This is a genomic window from Pseudomonas sp. Pseusp3 (assembly GCF_047304225.1).
Lineage (GTDB): Bacteria > Pseudomonadota > Gammaproteobacteria > Pseudomonadales > Pseudomonadaceae > Aquipseudomonas > Aquipseudomonas fluorescens_CD.
The window spans coordinates 20,475-34,949 of record NZ_JBGLYV010000040.1; the positions used below are offsets into that span (position 1 = coordinate 20,475).

Consider the following 14,475-nt stretch of genomic DNA (forward strand, 5'->3'; position numbering starts at 1 on the left):
AGCGCAGCCGGAAACGGACTGCGCTTTTTTTTCGCCCGTTTTTTTCAACAGGAGCTTGCCCAAGAGAACTAAAAGTCCATAATGGACAAATTAGTTTAACTCGAATCCCGGAGCCGACCATGTCCAGCACGCCCCAAGTGATCACCCAAGCCCAGGCCCGCGAGTATCTGGCGCGAGTCGATGTGCCGCAGATCCTGCGCAAGCTGTTCCGCGACCTGGCCTCAGGGCAAGCGGTGCAACCGGCGCAGCAACTGGTGGAGTTCCCGCACGGTGCCGGCGACTTCATCAACTACCTGGGTGTGCTGGCCGAAGACGGCGTGTACGGGATCAAGACTTCGCCATACATCGTCCGTGAACAGGGGCCATTGGTGACGGCGTGGACGCTGTTGATGTCGATGCAAAGCGGGCAGCCGCTGCTGCTGTGCGATGCCGGAGAGCTGACCACGGCCCGCACCGCCGCAACCACCGCTGTGGCGGTCGATGCCCTCGCGCCGCTCGCAGCCAATCGCCTGGCCATCATCGGCAGTGGCAAAGTGGCCCAGGCGCACCTGCATTACGTGAAGGGCCTGCGCGATTGGCAAAGCATCAGCCTGTACTCGCCGAGCCTGAACGAAGATGCCGAAACCGTGAGCCTGCTGAAAAACATCGAGCCACGCCTGAACATCGTCGACAGCCGCGAAGCTGCCGTTCAGGACGCTGACGTGATCATGCTCTGCACCTCGTCCGCCGGTCCGGTGATCGATCCGTCGAGCTTGCGCAAGCCGGCACTGATCACCTCCATCAGCACCAACGCACCGCGTGCCCACGAAGTGCCACCGCAGAGCCTCAACGACATGCAGGTGTTTTGCGACTATCGCCCGACCACCCCGGGCTCGGCCGGTGAAATGCTGATCGCCGCCGAACAACACGGCTGGGACAGGAGCGCGATTGTCGGCGACCTGCCCGACCTGCTCAGCGAGAAGGTGCAGCGCCCCGACTACGACCGCCATGTGTTTTTCCGCTCCATCGGCCTGGGCCTGGAAGACATTGCGCTGGCCAATGCGATCTACCGCCTGCAGCACTAACCCCCCCCGCCCTGTAGGAGCGAGCTTGCTCGCGATGGTGGATCAGGCACCACTGTGTCGACTGACACACCATCGCGAGCAAGCTCGCTCCTACAAGGTACCGAACCATTGGCATCGCGCGTTATCAGGAGACGTTCATGAGCCAGGCAGATTTCATCATCATCGGCGGCGGGATTGCCGGTGCTTCAACGGGTTTCTGGCTGTCGCAGCACGGCCGCGTGATCGTGCTCGAACGCGAATCCCATCCGGCCTATCACTCCACCGGCCGTTCGGCCGCGCTGTACACCGCAGCCTATGGCACCCCACAAGTGCGGGCGCTGACCCTGGCCAGCCGGGACTTTTTCGACAACCCGCCCAGCGGTTTCTGCGAACACCCGCTGCTGACCCCGCGCGGCGAAATGACCGTGGACCTCACCGGTGACCCGGACGAATTGAACCGGCAGTACCAGAGCGCCAGAACCACGGTGCCGGAAATGCAATTGCTCGGCGTCGACGAAGCCTGCGCGCTGGTGCCGATCCTGCGACGGGAAAAGGTCCACGGTGCCATCTACGACCCGACCGCCAGCGACATCGACACCGATGCCCTGCATCAGGGATACCTGCGCGGCATTCGTCGCAACCAGGGCGAAGTGCATACCGACAGCGAAGTCGTCAGCCTGAGCCGTGACGGCCAAGGTGTATGGCAGGTCCAGACCGGCACCCAGACGTTCAGCGCCCCGGTCATCATCAACGCCGCCGGCGCCTGGGCCGACAAGATTGGCGAACTGGCCGGTGCGCAGCCGCTGGGCCTGCAACCGAAACGCCGTGCCGCGTTCATCTTCGCCGGCCCGGAGGGCGTGGACATCCACCATTGGCCGATGCTGGTCAGCCTCGACGAATCCTTCTACATGAAACCCGACGCCGGGATGTTTCTCGGCTCGCCGGCCAACGCCGACCCGGTCGACCCCCACGATGTGCAGCCCGAAGAGCTGGACATCGCCATGGGCATCTACCAGATCGAAGAGGCCACGACCCTGACCATTCGCCGCCCGACCCGGACCTGGGCCGGCCTGCGCAGCTTCGTCAGCGACGGCGACCTGCTGTCCGGTTTCGATCCACAGGTGCCGGGGCTGTTCTGGGTCGCGGCACAAGGTGGTTATGGCATCCAGACTTCGCCGGCCATGGGCCAGGCCAGCGCGGCACTGGTGCGCGGTGCGGCGCTGCCCGAATCGCTCGGCCGTTTCGGCCTGAACGCCGAAATGCTCTCCCCCGCCCGCCTCGGCCGATCCTGATCCTCAGGTGACGCGCCCACACGATTACGGCACACTTTCAACGCCCCTTTGATGGGGCGTTGACGCTGCCTGGAGTTCCACCAATGAACGCCCCCGAAAAAGACTCGGCCCTGAACGACACGTCCCTGGATAACTTCCACGCGATCGCCGACGCCATCGCCACGTTGTTTTTCCCCCACGCCGAAGTGGTGCTGCACGACCTGCGCACGCAAAAGGTCGACTACATCGCCAACAACCTGTCCAAGCGGGAAATCGGCGACGACTCGGCGCTGGAAGACATGCTCAGCGACGATGTCAACGAACGAAACATCGGGCCGTACGAAAAGCTCAATTGGGATGGTCAGAAGATTCGCAGCCTCAGCACCGTCCTGCGCGACAGCGAGGGGCATCCGCTGGCCGTGCTGTGCATCAACCTGAATATTTCGCTGTTCGAGAATGCCAAGGCGGCCCTGGATCTGTTCCTGTCGCCGACCAAGCTGATCCCGCAACCGGATGCACTGTTCCGAGATGACTGGCAGGAGCGGATCAACACCTTCCTCCACGCCTGGCTGCGAGAGCGCCAACTGAGCCTGAACCTGCTGACCCGCGATCACAAGCGTGAGCTGGTGCTGGCGTTGCACGCCGAAGGCGCGTTCAAGGGCAAAAGCGCCTCGAACTACGTGGCCAATGTGCTGAACATGGGCCGGGCGACGGTGTACAAGCATTTGAAGGAATTGAAGGGCTGAAAGCTGTATTGCCTGACAGGGCCCCTTCGCGAGCAAGCCCGCTCCCACATTAGAACTGCGGACACAGAACCAGTGTGGGAGCGGGCTTGCTCGCGAAAGCGGACTATCAATCGCCGTAGATGTCGGACTTGAAGTACTTCTCGGAAATCTTCTGGTACTCGCCACTGGCACGAATGCCATCAATGGCCGTATTCAGCTCGCTGACCAGTTCGGTGTTGCCCTTGCGCACGGCAATCCCGGCCCCCTCGCCCACGTATTTCGGATCTTTCAGCTCCGGCCCGACAAAGGCATAACCCTGGCCACGCGGCATCGACAGAAAGTCATTGAGCGGAATGGTGTCGGCAAAAATCGCGTCGAGGCGACCGGCCGCCAGGTCCATGTAGATTTCTTCGTTGTTGCTGTAGCGCTTGACGTTGATGCCCTTGGGCTCGAACACCTCGGTGGCGTAACGGTCGGTGGTGGTAGCGCGCTGCACGCCGACGGTCTTGCCCTTGAGGCTGGCGTACTGGTCATCCACCACCGCGCCGTCCTTCATGACCAGGCGCGACGAGGTGAAATAGTACTTGTGGGTGAAGTCCACCGACTTCTTGCGGTCTTCGTTGATGGTCATGGACGACAGCGCCATGTCGATTTTCTTCACCTTCAGGGAAGGAATCAGACCGTCGAACTCGCCCTCGACCCACACACACTTGGCCTTCATCTGCGCGCACAGGGCGTTGCCGATGTCATAGTCGAAACCGACGATTTCGCCCTTGTCGGTTTTCGAGGCGAACGGTGGATACGCGGCTTCGATGCCGATACGCAGGGTTTTCTCGGCGGCGAACACAGAGCTGCACGCCAACAGGCTCAGGGCCAGACCGGTGATGAGGGGGAACTTCTTCATGTTCGTTTTCTCGCGGTTATTGTTGGTTTGGCAAGACAGAAGAAAAAGCTGAAACGGGTGGAAACCTTTTTTTGTACTTATAATTCCATCTTGGACTTTTATGTATTAACCGTCAATCAGGCAAACGGGGTTGCGCGCATCCGACGGTCGGATGGCGAGTCAGGTAGGGGTTGGGTGTATTTGATGGCCCCTTCGCGAGCAAGCCCGCTCCCACAGTTAACCGAGTTCTTTCAGGAAGAACACGGTCGAATGTGAGAGCGGGCTTGCTCGCGAAGGGGCCGGTAAGACTCGCCGAGAATCAACAGGCTATTTACTGCTTCCAGCGATCCGCCGCCGCATGATCGCTGTCACGGCCCTCGACCCAACGCGGCCCGTCGCTGGTGTTTTCTTTCTTCCAGAACGGTGCGCGGGTTTTCAGGTAATCCATGACAAAGGCGCAGGCGTCGAATGCCGCCTGACGATGAGCGCTGGCGGCGCCGACGAAGACGATCGGTTCGCCCGGTTCCAGGGCGCCGATGCGGTGCAACACTTCCAGCTTGAGCAGCGGCCAGCGTTGTTCGGCCTCGATGGCGATCTTGCCAAGGGCTTTTTCGGTCATGCCCGGATAGTGTTCGAGGAACATCCCGGCCACGTCGAGGCCGTCATTGAAGTCGCGCACGTAGCCGACAAAACTCACCACCGCGCCGACGCCAACATTGGCATCGTGCATGGCGTTGACTTCGGCCCCCGGATCGAACGCGGTGGACTGCACGCGAATCGCCATGGATCAGCCCCCGGTCACGGTCGGAAAGAACGCCACTTCATCGCCATCGCTCACCGGCTCGTCTAGCTGGCAGAGGTCTTCGTTGCGGGCGCACATCAGGTTTTGCTCGCTCAATACCTCGGCACCGTCACGCTGGGCCAGCAGTGCGCGGACGTCGTCGACGGTGGCGAAATCGCCTTGGACCTTCACCGAGTCCAGCCCCAGCGCTTCACGATAACGGGCGAAAAACTTCACGGTCACGTTCATGGCTGCTCCGCCTGGAAATGTCCGCTCTTGCCGCCGACCTTCTCCAGCAGACGCACGCTTTCGATGGTCATGCCGCGATCCACGGCCTTACACATGTCGTAGATGGTCAGCGCGGCAACGCTGGCAGCGGTCAGGGCTTCCATTTCGACGCCGGTCTGCCCGGACAGCTTGCAGCGCGCCACGATACGCACCGAGTCATCGCCTTCGGCACTGAGCTCGACTTTGACGCCGGTCAGCATCAGCGGATGGCACAGGGGAATCAGATCGCTGGTTTTCTTCGCCGCCTGGATGCCGGCAATGCGCGCCACGGCAAACACATCACCCTTGGGGTGACCGCCGCTGACGATCATCTGCAGGGTCTCGGGCAGCATGCGTACCAGCGCTTGGGCCGTCGCCTCACGGAACGTCACGGCTTTTTCAGTGACGTCGACCATATTGGCGCGACCTTGGGAATCGAGATGAGTCAGCACGGGATTACTCCTGATCAGGAGCATCGATTGTAAACCTGCGGGTCAATTTTCCGCACGCCTGATTATCAGGTCACCACCATCCCCTAAATGTAGGAGCGAGCTTGCTCGCGATGGAGTGTCATTCACCGCTGTGTCGACTGACACACCATCGCGAGCAGGCTCGCTCCTACAAGGGAGATTGTGTCGGGCACAAAAAAACCGGGCGGCTGTGAAGCCGCCCGGTTCCAGTGGACAGTTACAGATGCGATTCGGCGTATTCGGCCAGGATCGAACGTGGCACCCCTTGCAGGGTGATGTGCACCCCGTTCGGGAAGTCTTTGAAGCGTTCAGTGAGGTAGGTCAGCCCGGAGCTGGTCGCGGACAGGTAAGGGGTATCGATCTGCGCCAGGTTGCCCAGGCACACCACTTTGGAACCGGCGCCGGCACGGGTGATGATGGTTTTCATCTGGTGCGGCGTAAGGTTCTGGCATTCGTCGATCAAAATCAGGCTCTGCTGGAAGCTGCGACCCCGGATGTAGTTGAGGGATTTGAACTGCAACGGCACTTTGCTGAGGATGTAGTCGACGCTGCCATGGGTGCTTTCGTCATCCATGTGCAAGGCTTCGAGGTTGTCGGTGATGGCGCCCAGCCAAGGCTCCATTTTTTCTGCTTCGGTGCCGGGCAGAAAGCCGATTTCCTGGTCCAGGCCCTGCACGCTACGGGTGGCAATGATGCGGCGATAGCGTTTGCTGACCATGGTCTGCTCAATCGCAGCGGCCAGCGCCAGGATGGTTTTACCCGAGCCTGCGGCACCCGAGAGGTTGACCAGGTGGATGTCCGGATCGAGCAAGGCGTACAACGCCAGGCTCTGATAGATATCACGCGGCTTCAGGCCCCAGGCCTCCTGGTGCAGCAGCGGTTCCTGGTGCAAGTCGAGAATCAGCAAACGGTCTTCTTCAATCTCCTTGATCCAGCCGACAAAGCCCTGCTCATCAATGATGAATTCATTGATGTGCACCGCCGGCAGGTTGTCGATCAACTGCACCTGGTGCCAGGTGCGGCCGTGGTCCTGACGGGTTTCGACCTTGCTGACGCGGTCCCAGAAAGAGCCGGTCATGTTGTGGTAGCCATTGGGCAGCAAGGACACGTCGTCGACCAGTTGGTCGGTGCTGTAGTCCTCGGCCTCGATCCCGCAGGCGCGCGCCTTGAGGCGCATGTTGATGTCTTTGGTGACCAGCACCACGGGCTTCTTCGGGTCGCGCGCGTGCAGGTCGATCAGTTGGTTGATGATTTTGTTGTCATTGAGGTGCTCGGGCAGAATCAGGTTCGGCTCGGCATTCCTGATCATCAGAATTGACAGCAAACCCTTGGGTCCGCTTTTGCCACGCTGGATCGGAACACCCTGCTCGACATCCTCGGGTGAGGCATCGCCCAGTGTCTTGTCGATCAGCCGGATGGCTTGGCGGCATTCTGCGGCAACGCTGTGAGGCCCGCTCTTGAGCTTGTCGAGCTCTTCAAGCACGGTCATCGGGATCGCGACGTGGTGTTCTTCGAAGTTGAGCAGCGCGTTTGGATCGTGAATCAATACGTTGGTATCGAGTACATAAAGGATTGGCTGGTTGGAAGAAGAGCTACGTCCGTGATCATCCATACTCGGTCACCTTTGTGGGAGCCAGTCGACGCAATACCTTGACGGTGCTGCGCCTCGAAGGGCCGCCGAACTTCACCTGCGGGGACTCAAGTGAACTGCATACAAAGCTGGGTCTTGGGAGACGCCACCTGTGTTGCAGGTTTCGGCGGTCTGTCTTCGTAATACTCCAAAACGTGTGACAGAAAAAAGTACTTTGACGCTTTTTTGAAGTTTATTTTTCAGAGTGACCAATAACACTTGGCGGACTGCCATCACCCGTTTAAAGTCGGAAGTCCACCTGCAACGAATCCCCTTCCAAAATCGCCATAAACCCAATGTTTACTGGCTTTCGCCGCTTTCAGCGAAATGCATCCTGGCAATCTTCCCAGCCGATCCCGACAGGCGCCGTTTGCGTGACCAGCCACGGCAAAGCCGTTTTCACGCCATCCTGCTTCGCATTGAAATTGATCACCCCATGCCGCCACAGCAGCATCAAGGTCAGCACCCGTTGCGCGCTCTGGTTGCCCTTGAGTTTGCCGGCGCCGTCCTGGGCGTCGATGTCCCATAGCGCTACCTGCAAACCCTGAGCCTTGAAGAAGCCTTCGGCATCGGAACGGCGCTGACCATCGGGCGGACGGAACAGTGGCACGTAGTTCTCCGGCAGTTTGCTCTTGACCAGTTCGGCGCTGCGGCGCACCGAGTCCTGCCAGTCCTGCCAGTGGCTGTGGGAACGGAACTCCCAGCCTTGCACGCCGATGCACTGGGTCGAGTAGGTCGACTGCAGGTTACTCACCGAATGCTCTGCCAAACGGGCCTGGATGTCCTTGCCGAGAACGAAGAACGTGCCGTTCATGTTCGACTTGCGCAGGTACTCGGTGACCCAGGCCGTATTGTCCGGCGCGGCGTTGGCGGCGCTGTCGAAGGTCAGCAGAAACAGCCGGTCATGCATCTCGTCGCCGGTGCGCTCATAGTCGCCAAAACGATCGACTTCGCTGCTGGTTTGCGGGAACAGCGCAGCCTTGCGCAACTGTTCGTCCAGGTACTGGGTGTGGAACGCACGGCTCGGCTCGGCCCACTTGATGTAATAGCTGTCTGCACTGACCTGGAACTTGCTGGCCTGTTCGCGCAGGGTAGGCATGTCCTCGACCAGAAAACAGAAAGAGGCATCCTGGTCGCAACTCTGTTGGGCGTAGTTGTAGTTGTCCAGCAGCCGTTGCCACATGCGCTGGCGAACCCGGTTGACCGACTCCAGATTGATCGTGCGCAGCCCCAGGTGCTGTGCCAGGGCGGGCTCATCCAGCGACTCGCTGGCCAGCAATACGCTGGAAAACATGAGGATCTCGGCCCTCGACGCCACATCGAACAGTGTCGGGTTGCCAAGCTTTTCCGGCCAGGTGCTGCGATCGAGCGTCGCCACATCGCCCGGTGCCGCGATGGCGCCGAAGCTCAGTAGCCAGATCGAGATGAGAAAAGCGATACGCAATGGGATGTCTCCATAACAAAACCCGCGCGGCACTATAGCTGATCCACTCCCAATTCCCGCAGCAACACAGAACCACTGTGGGAGCGGGCTTGCTCGCGAATGCGGTGGATCAGTCGATATATGTGGTGACTGAAATACCGCTTTCGCGAGCAAGCCCGCTCCCACAAGGTTTGTGGTGAACCATTGATCACCTATGACCCCGATAGCTGGAGTCAGAGAGGACAACCCCCTAGAATCGCCGCCACGATTAAAGGAGACGACTTCATGCTGATGGTGATTTCACCCGCCAAGACCCTCGACTATGAAACACCGCCGGCGACCCAGCGCTTCACCCAGCCGCAGTACCTCGACCATTCCCAGGAGCTGATCCTGCAATTGCGCGAGTTGTCCCCGGCGCAGATCAGCGAATTGATGCACGTTTCCGACAAGATCGGCGGGCTCAACGCCGCGCGCTTCGGCAGCTGGACGCCCGCGTTCACCCCGGAAAACGCCAAGCAGGCGCTGCTGGCCTTCAAGGGCGACGTGTACACCGGCCTGGATGCGCAAACCTTCAGCGAAGCCGATTTCGACTATGCCCAGCGGCATTTGCGCATGTTGTCCGGACTGTACGGACTACTGCGCCCGCTGGACCTGATGCAACCCTATCGCCTGGAAATGGGTACCAAACTGGCCAACGCCCGGGGCAAGGACTTGTATGCTTTCTGGGGCACACGCATCAGCGGATGGCTGAACGAAGCCCTGGTTGATCAAGGCGATGACGTACTGCTCAACCTGGCGTCCAACGAGTACTTCTCGGCGGTCAAACGCAACGCCTTGAACGCACGAATCATCAATACCGAATTCAAGGACCTGAAGAACGGCCAGTACAAGATCATCAGCTTCTACGCGAAAAAGGCCCGCGGCATGATGAGCCGCTTCGTCATCGAAGAACGCATCAACGATCCGGCGACCCTCAAGCAATTCGACGTTCAAGGCTATCGCTACAGCGCCGAACAATCCAAACCGGACAATCTGGTGTTCCTGCGCGATCACGCACCAGAGTGATGCATCCAGTCGGCGCACGACCTCCACAACTTTCGTGCGCCGACCCTTGATTAACTTCAGCCTTCCCCCGCCATTTCGCCATTTTTATGGCGCCAAAAATTCACCACTCAGTTTCCTAACTTTAGTTTCACTCGACTTCAATGATTTTTTTGCGTAGTGGCACTGACTTTTTTTAACAGTAGTGGCAAATAACTATCCACCCCAATTATCCGCCTATATATAAAGGGCGAAACGGCAAGTGCTATCAATTTGAGAGCAGTGCCATCTTTCTCAATATTTCAAAAAATTTCAGATTTCATGATGAGTGGACTGGAACTATGTCCAAACGCGCCGCTCATACCACCGGTAACGATTCTCGCCGAGCGTGTACGAGATAACTTACGCAGATAAGCGATTCGTGTAGCGAAGTTGTAATAATAACTTGTGCCGACTAATCACTGATTTGGACAACAGCGAGCGGACAGGAGATAACGCGATATGACTATCCCCTACAAGGCCAAGGCAGCGCCCCTACAAACGTGCTCACCCGAGCACCAGACCGCTTGATCCACGGGCTTTCGGCCTGAGATCAGGCGTGCAAGACCTTTGCACCTGGATCTTTTGAAAAGAGGATCGGCTGCATAACAGGGCAATTCATAACAACAAGGCCTAGTTGCGCACACCTTGAGTGCATTTATTTAGACACTCGTAACTTATATGCCAGCACACGGCATCGTTGCGCCTGCACGGCGTACTTGCGAGTGCACTATCACCGCTGAACACCATTAACTCCGGCCATCTAATGGCTTGATCAATACAGAGGTAATTGCGATGCGCATCAGCATTTTCGGTTTGGGTTACGTCGGCGCAGTATGTGCCGGTTGCCTGTCTGCACGGGGTCATGACGTCGTTGGCGTCGATGTGGCCAAAGACAAGATCGACATGATCAATGCCGGCAAATCGCCGATTGTTGAACCTGGCCTGGGCGAACTTCTGGCCCAGGGTATCCAGACCGGTCGCCTGCGTGGCACCACCAACTTCGCCGAGGCGATTCGCGACACCGACCTGTCGATGATCTGCGTGGGCACGCCGAGCAAAAAGAACGGCGACCTGGAGCTGAACTACATCGAGGCAGTGTGCCGCGAAATCGGTTTCGTCCTGCGTGACAAGACCACCCGCCACACCATCGTGGTGCGCAGCACCGTGCTGCCGGGTACCGTGGCCAACGTGGTCATCCCGATTCTCGAAGACTGCTCCGGCAAGAAAGCCGGCGTTGATTTCGGCGTGGCCGTGAACCCTGAGTTCCTGCGTGAAAGCACCGCCATCGCCGACTACGACCAGCCGCCAATGACCGTCATCGGCGAATTCGACAAAGCGTCCGGCGACGTTCTGCAATCGCTGTACGAAGAGCTCGACGCACCGATCATCCGCAAGGACATCGCGGTCGCCGAGATGATCAAGTACACCTGCAACGTGTGGCACGCCACCAAGGTCACCTTCGCCAACGAAATCGGCAACATCGCCAAGGCAGTCGGCGTCGACGGTCGCGAAGTGATGGACGTGGTCTGCCAGGACAAGACCCTCAACCTGTCCCAGTACTACATGCGCCCGGGCTTCGCCTTCGGCGGTTCGTGCCTGCCCAAAGACGTGCGTGCCCTGACCTACCGCGCCGGTTCCCTGGACGTGGAAGCCCCGTTGCTCAACTCGCTGATGCGCAGCAACGAATCCCAGGTGCAGAACGCTTTCGACATCGTTTCCAGCCATGACAAACGCAAAGTCGCCCTGCTGGGTCTGAGCTTCAAAGCCGGCACCGACGACCTGCGCGAAAGCCCGCTGGTTGACCTGGCGGAAATGCTGATCGGCAAGGGTTATGACCTGAGCATCTACGACAGCAACGTCGAGTACGCCCGCGTTCACGGCGCCAACAAGGACTACATCGAGTCGAAGATCCCTCACGTCTCATCCTTGCTCAACTCCGACTTCGACGCGGTGATCAACAACTCCGACGTGATCATCCTCGGCAACCGCGACGAGAAATTCCGCGCGCTGGTGCAGGAAGTTCCACAGGGCAAGCAAGTGATCGACCTGGTCGGCTTCATGTCCAAGGCCACCAGCACCACTGGCCGCGCCGAAGGTATCTGCTGGTAAAGCAGCCGCAAGCTTCAAGCTCCAAGCCGCAAGTTCAAAGCTCCTCGCTTGGGGCTTGAAGCTTGGGGCTTGCAACTGACTTTAGGATTCCGATTATGCACAGGCTAAAACACGGCCTACTCCAGGCCGCCGGTTGGCTGTTCTACCTGAGTTTACTGATGGGCCTCGCCATGGCGTTGCCCGTGTCCACGTTCGACTCCGAGTCGAAGGACTTCATTTTCCTGATTGGCGCCGTGGGCATCTGGCGCTACTCGATGGGTGCCACCCACTTTGTGCGCGGCATGATTTTTCTATACATCGTCTACCCGTACCTGCGGCGCAAAGTGCGCAAGCTGGGCAAAGCGGCTGACCCGTCCCACGTGTTTCTGATGGTCACCAGTTTCCGCATCGACGCCCTGACCACTGCGCAGGTCTACAGCTCGGTGATCCGCGAAGCCATCGACTGCGGCCTGCCGACCACCGTGGTCTGTTCCATCGTGGAAATGTCCGATGAACTGCTGGTGAAAAGCCTGTGGAACCGGATGAACCCGCCGTCCCGGGTCAAGCTCGACTTCGTGCGCATTCCCGGCACCGGCAAACGCGATGGCCTGGCCTACGGCTTCCGCGCCATCTCCCGGCACCTGCCGGATGATCGCGCCGTGGTCGCGGTGATCGATGGCGACACCGTGCTGGCCGAGGGCGTGGTGCTCAAGACTGTGCCGTGGTTCCAGCTGTTCGGCAATGTCGGCGGCCTGACCACCAACGAGTTCTGCGAAGTGCGCGGCGGCTACATCATGAGCGAATGGCACAAGCTGCGTTTCGCCCAGCGCCACATCAACATGTGCTCGATGGCCCTGTCCAAGCGCGTGCTGACCATGACTGGCCGCATGTCGGTGTTCCGCGCCACCGTGGTCACCAACCCGGACTTCATCGCCGATGTGGAAAGCGACTCGCTGCAACATTGGCGCCTGGGTCGCTTCAAGTTCCTTACCGGCGATGACAAGTCGAGCTGGTTCAGCCTGATGCGCCTGGGCTACGACACGTTCTACGTGCCCGACGCGGCGATCAACACCGTTGAACACCCGCCGGAAAAGAGCTTCATCAAGGCCAGCCGCAAACTGATGTTCCGCTGGTACGGCAACAACCTGCGGCAGAACTCCCGTGCCCTGGGCCTGGGGATCAAACGCCTCGGCGTGTTCACTTCGGTGGTGCTGTTCGACCAGCGCGTGTCGATGTGGACCTCGCTGCTGGGCCTGACCGTGGCACTGATCGCCAGCTTCAAGTACGGCACCGCGTTCATCCTGGTGTACCTGCTGTGGATCGGCATCACCCGCCTGATCCTGACCGTGCTGCTGTCGTGCTCCGGCCACCGGATCGGCCCGGCCTACCCGGCGATTCTCTATTACAACCAGATCGTCGGTGCACTGGTGAAGATCTACGTGTTCTTCCGCCTCGACAAACAGTCCTGGACTCGCCAGCCCACTTCTCTGACCCGTGATCTCGCCAGCTTTCAACGTTGGTTCAACACCTGGTCGTCTCGGACCATGACCTTCTCTGCCGGCAGCATCTTTGTCGCCGTGCTGCTGTTGATGGTCTGACCGCCCCCTTATTGAATTAACCAGGAAATCGCCTTTATGAATACCGCCGTCAACGCCAACGTAGTGCACGAATCCGAAGCCCAGCGCCAACACGCCCGAGTGAAAATCCCGGCCAAGTTGCGTTTCTTCGGCCCTGACCGGACACCGGTCGAAGCCCGGGTGATCGACCTGTCCGCCGGTGGCCTGGCGTTCAACGCCGGTCAATTGCCGCTGAAAATGGGTGACGTGTACAAGGCCCGCCTGCAATTCGTCATCGACAACCTCGGCCTGGCCATGGACGTCGAGTTGCAGGTCCGCTCCTTCGATCGCGAGACCGGACGCGCCGGCTGCCAGTTCCAGAACCTGGAACCACGGGACATCTCGACCCTGCGCCACCTGATCACTTCGCACCTGGCCGGCGACATCGTCAGCGTGGGTGAAATGCTCGCGACCCTGCAGCGCGACAACTTCACCAAGGCGCGCAAGGTCAAGGACGGCGGCCATGGCATGACTGCGTTCGGACGCATGAAAGCCGTGACCTTCAGCCTCGGGGTCTTCGTGGTTGGCCTGGCCGCGTTCGGTTTTGTTTTCAAATCGGTGTACGGCATGTACTTCGTCAGCCACGCCCAGGCCGGCCTGGTCAGCGTGCCTGGCGTGAACATCACCATGCCTCGCGACGGTACCGTGCAGAGCCTGGTGAAGCCCGACGGCGTAGCCGCCAAAGGTGCACCGCTGGCGACCTTCAGCACCAGCATGCTCGACGTGCTCAAGGGCCATCTGGACGAAGACCAACTGCAACCGGCCAAGGTTGAAGAACTGTTCGGCAAACAAATGACCGGCACGCTGACCTCGCCTTGCGACTGCACCGTGGCCCAGCAAATGGTCGCCAACGGTCAGTACGCCAGCAAGGGTGACGTGATCTTCCAGCTGGTCCCGCGGGGCGGCGAAGCCAACGTAGAAGCGCGCTTCTCCTATCGCCAGTTCAGCGACGTGCGCCCGGGTACTTCGGTGCGCTTCCAGATCGCCGGCGAAGACCACACCCGCACCGGCAAGATCGTCAGCAGCACCAGCCTGAAAAGTGCCGACCTGTCCTCCGACATCCGCGTGCTGATCCAGCCGGACGAAACCCTGGACAGCTCCCTCGCCGGTCGTCCGGTGGAAGTGAACAGCGACCGTGGCCCGAACCTGAACTGGCTGATCGACAAAGCCATGGCTGTTGGTCTGTAACCGGAGG

Annotated in this window: 13 protein-coding genes; 7 read left to right on the forward strand and 6 right to left on the reverse strand. The window is 59.6% G+C overall.

Annotation, left to right across the window (positions count from 1 at the left end):
- The first annotated feature begins 119 nt into the window (after window positions 1-119).
- From ACCD00_RS15510 to ACCD00_RS15520, 3 genes are all read left to right on the forward strand, one after another.
- On the forward strand, window positions 120-1,064 hold the full coding sequence (locus tag ACCD00_RS15510) for an ornithine cyclodeaminase family protein (RefSeq protein ID WP_413425814.1): 945 nt from the start codon (window positions 120-122) through the stop codon (window positions 1,062-1,064).
- 137 nt (window positions 1,065-1,201) lie between these two features.
- On the forward strand, window positions 1,202-2,335 hold the full coding sequence (locus tag ACCD00_RS15515) for an NAD(P)/FAD-dependent oxidoreductase (protein ID WP_413425816.1): 1,134 nt from the start codon (window positions 1,202-1,204) through the stop codon (window positions 2,333-2,335).
- Window positions 2,336-2,418: 83 nt separating this feature from the next.
- Entirely contained in the window at window positions 2,419-3,060 is a 642-nt protein-coding gene (locus tag ACCD00_RS15520; RefSeq protein WP_413425818.1) for a transcriptional regulator, read from the forward strand.
- A gap of 106 nt (window positions 3,061-3,166) precedes the next feature.
- Here ACCD00_RS15520 and ACCD00_RS15525 read toward each other — a convergent pair whose 3' ends face one another.
- From ACCD00_RS15525 to ACCD00_RS15550, 6 genes are all read right to left on the reverse strand, one after another.
- Window positions 3,167-3,943 (reverse strand): ABC transporter substrate-binding protein, encoded by a 777-nt coding sequence (locus tag ACCD00_RS15525; protein ID WP_413425820.1) that lies wholly within the window; start codon window positions 3,941-3,943, stop codon window positions 3,167-3,169.
- Between the two features lie 310 nt (window positions 3,944-4,253).
- A complete protein-coding gene (gene moaE / locus ACCD00_RS15530) occupies window positions 4,254-4,706 on the reverse strand; it encodes a molybdopterin synthase catalytic subunit MoaE (RefSeq protein ID WP_007989960.1) in 453 nt (150 codons plus the stop codon).
- A gap of 3 nt (window positions 4,707-4,709) precedes the next feature.
- A complete protein-coding gene (moaD, locus tag ACCD00_RS15535) occupies window positions 4,710-4,952 on the reverse strand; it encodes a molybdopterin converting factor subunit 1 (protein WP_008018597.1) in 243 nt (80 codons plus the stop codon).
- Window positions 4,949-5,422 (reverse strand): cyclic pyranopterin monophosphate synthase MoaC, encoded by a 474-nt coding sequence (gene moaC / locus ACCD00_RS15540; RefSeq protein ID WP_007972660.1) that lies wholly within the window; start codon window positions 5,420-5,422, stop codon window positions 4,949-4,951. The genes moaD and moaC overlap by 4 nt, the downstream gene beginning before the upstream one ends.
- A 235-nt stretch (window positions 5,423-5,657) precedes the next feature.
- Window positions 5,658-7,052, reverse strand: coding sequence for a PhoH family protein (locus tag ACCD00_RS15545; protein ID WP_322614769.1), 1,395 nt, complete (start codon window positions 7,050-7,052; stop codon window positions 5,658-5,660).
- A gap of 337 nt (window positions 7,053-7,389) precedes the next feature.
- Entirely contained in the window at window positions 7,390-8,514 is a 1,125-nt protein-coding gene (locus tag ACCD00_RS15550) for a polysaccharide deacetylase family protein (RefSeq protein WP_413425823.1), read from the reverse strand.
- Between the two features lie 264 nt (window positions 8,515-8,778).
- On the opposite strand from ACCD00_RS15550, the gene yaaA reads away from it, so the two are divergent.
- The 4 genes from yaaA to ACCD00_RS15570 all read left to right on the forward strand — a co-directional run bounded on the left by yaaA (window position 8,779) and on the right by ACCD00_RS15570 (window position 14,468).
- The gene (yaaA, locus tag ACCD00_RS15555; protein ID WP_413425825.1) at window positions 8,779-9,558 is read left to right on the forward strand and encodes a peroxide stress protein YaaA; all 780 of its coding nucleotides are present in this window, start codon (window positions 8,779-8,781) and stop codon (window positions 9,556-9,558) included.
- A gap of 810 nt (window positions 9,559-10,368) precedes the next feature.
- Window positions 10,369-11,685, forward strand: coding sequence for a nucleotide sugar dehydrogenase (locus ACCD00_RS15560; protein WP_057395846.1), 1,317 nt, complete (start codon window positions 10,369-10,371; stop codon window positions 11,683-11,685).
- A 95-nt stretch (window positions 11,686-11,780) separates the two neighbouring features.
- Complete coding sequence (alg8, locus tag ACCD00_RS15565; protein WP_413425827.1) at window positions 11,781-13,262, forward strand: mannuronan synthase; 1,482 nt, start codon at window positions 11,781-11,783, stop codon at window positions 13,260-13,262.
- 36 nt (window positions 13,263-13,298) lie between these two features.
- A complete protein-coding gene (locus tag ACCD00_RS15570; protein ID WP_413425829.1) occupies window positions 13,299-14,468 on the forward strand; it encodes a PilZ domain-containing protein in 1,170 nt (389 codons plus the stop codon).
- The last annotated feature ends 7 nt before the right edge of the window (window positions 14,469-14,475 follow it).

Excerpts from the sequence above, each read along its gene's own strand:
- ACCD00_RS15525 (WP_413425820.1), bottom strand. The coding sequence starts at position 3,943 with ATGAAGAAGTTCCCCCTCATCACCGGTCTGGCCCTGAGCCTGTTGGCG.
- ACCD00_RS15520 (WP_413425818.1), top strand. The coding sequence starts at position 2,419 with ATGAACGCCCCCGAAAAAGACTCGGCCCTGAACGACACGTCCCTGGAT.
- ACCD00_RS15510 (WP_413425814.1), top strand. The coding sequence starts at position 120 with ATGTCCAGCACGCCCCAAGTGATCACCCAAGCCCAGGCCCGCGAGTAT.
- ACCD00_RS15560 (WP_057395846.1), top strand. The coding sequence starts at position 10,369 with ATGCGCATCAGCATTTTCGGTTTGGGTTACGTCGGCGCAGTATGTGCC.
- moaE (WP_007989960.1), bottom strand. The coding sequence starts at position 4,706 with ATGGCGATTCGCGTGCAGTCCACCGCGTTCGATCCGGGGGCCGAAGTC.
- ACCD00_RS15570 (WP_413425829.1), top strand. The coding sequence starts at position 13,299 with ATGAATACCGCCGTCAACGCCAACGTAGTGCACGAATCCGAAGCCCAG.
- yaaA (WP_413425825.1), top strand. The coding sequence starts at position 8,779 with ATGCTGATGGTGATTTCACCCGCCAAGACCCTCGACTATGAAACACCG.
- ACCD00_RS15515 (WP_413425816.1), top strand. The coding sequence starts at position 1,202 with ATGAGCCAGGCAGATTTCATCATCATCGGCGGCGGGATTGCCGGTGCT.
- ACCD00_RS15545 (WP_322614769.1), bottom strand. The coding sequence starts at position 7,052 with ATGGATGATCACGGACGTAGCTCTTCTTCCAACCAGCCAATCCTTTAT.
- alg8 (WP_413425827.1), top strand. The coding sequence starts at position 11,781 with ATGCACAGGCTAAAACACGGCCTACTCCAGGCCGCCGGTTGGCTGTTC.
- moaD (WP_008018597.1), bottom strand. The coding sequence starts at position 4,952 with ATGAACGTGACCGTGAAGTTTTTCGCCCGTTATCGTGAAGCGCTGGGG.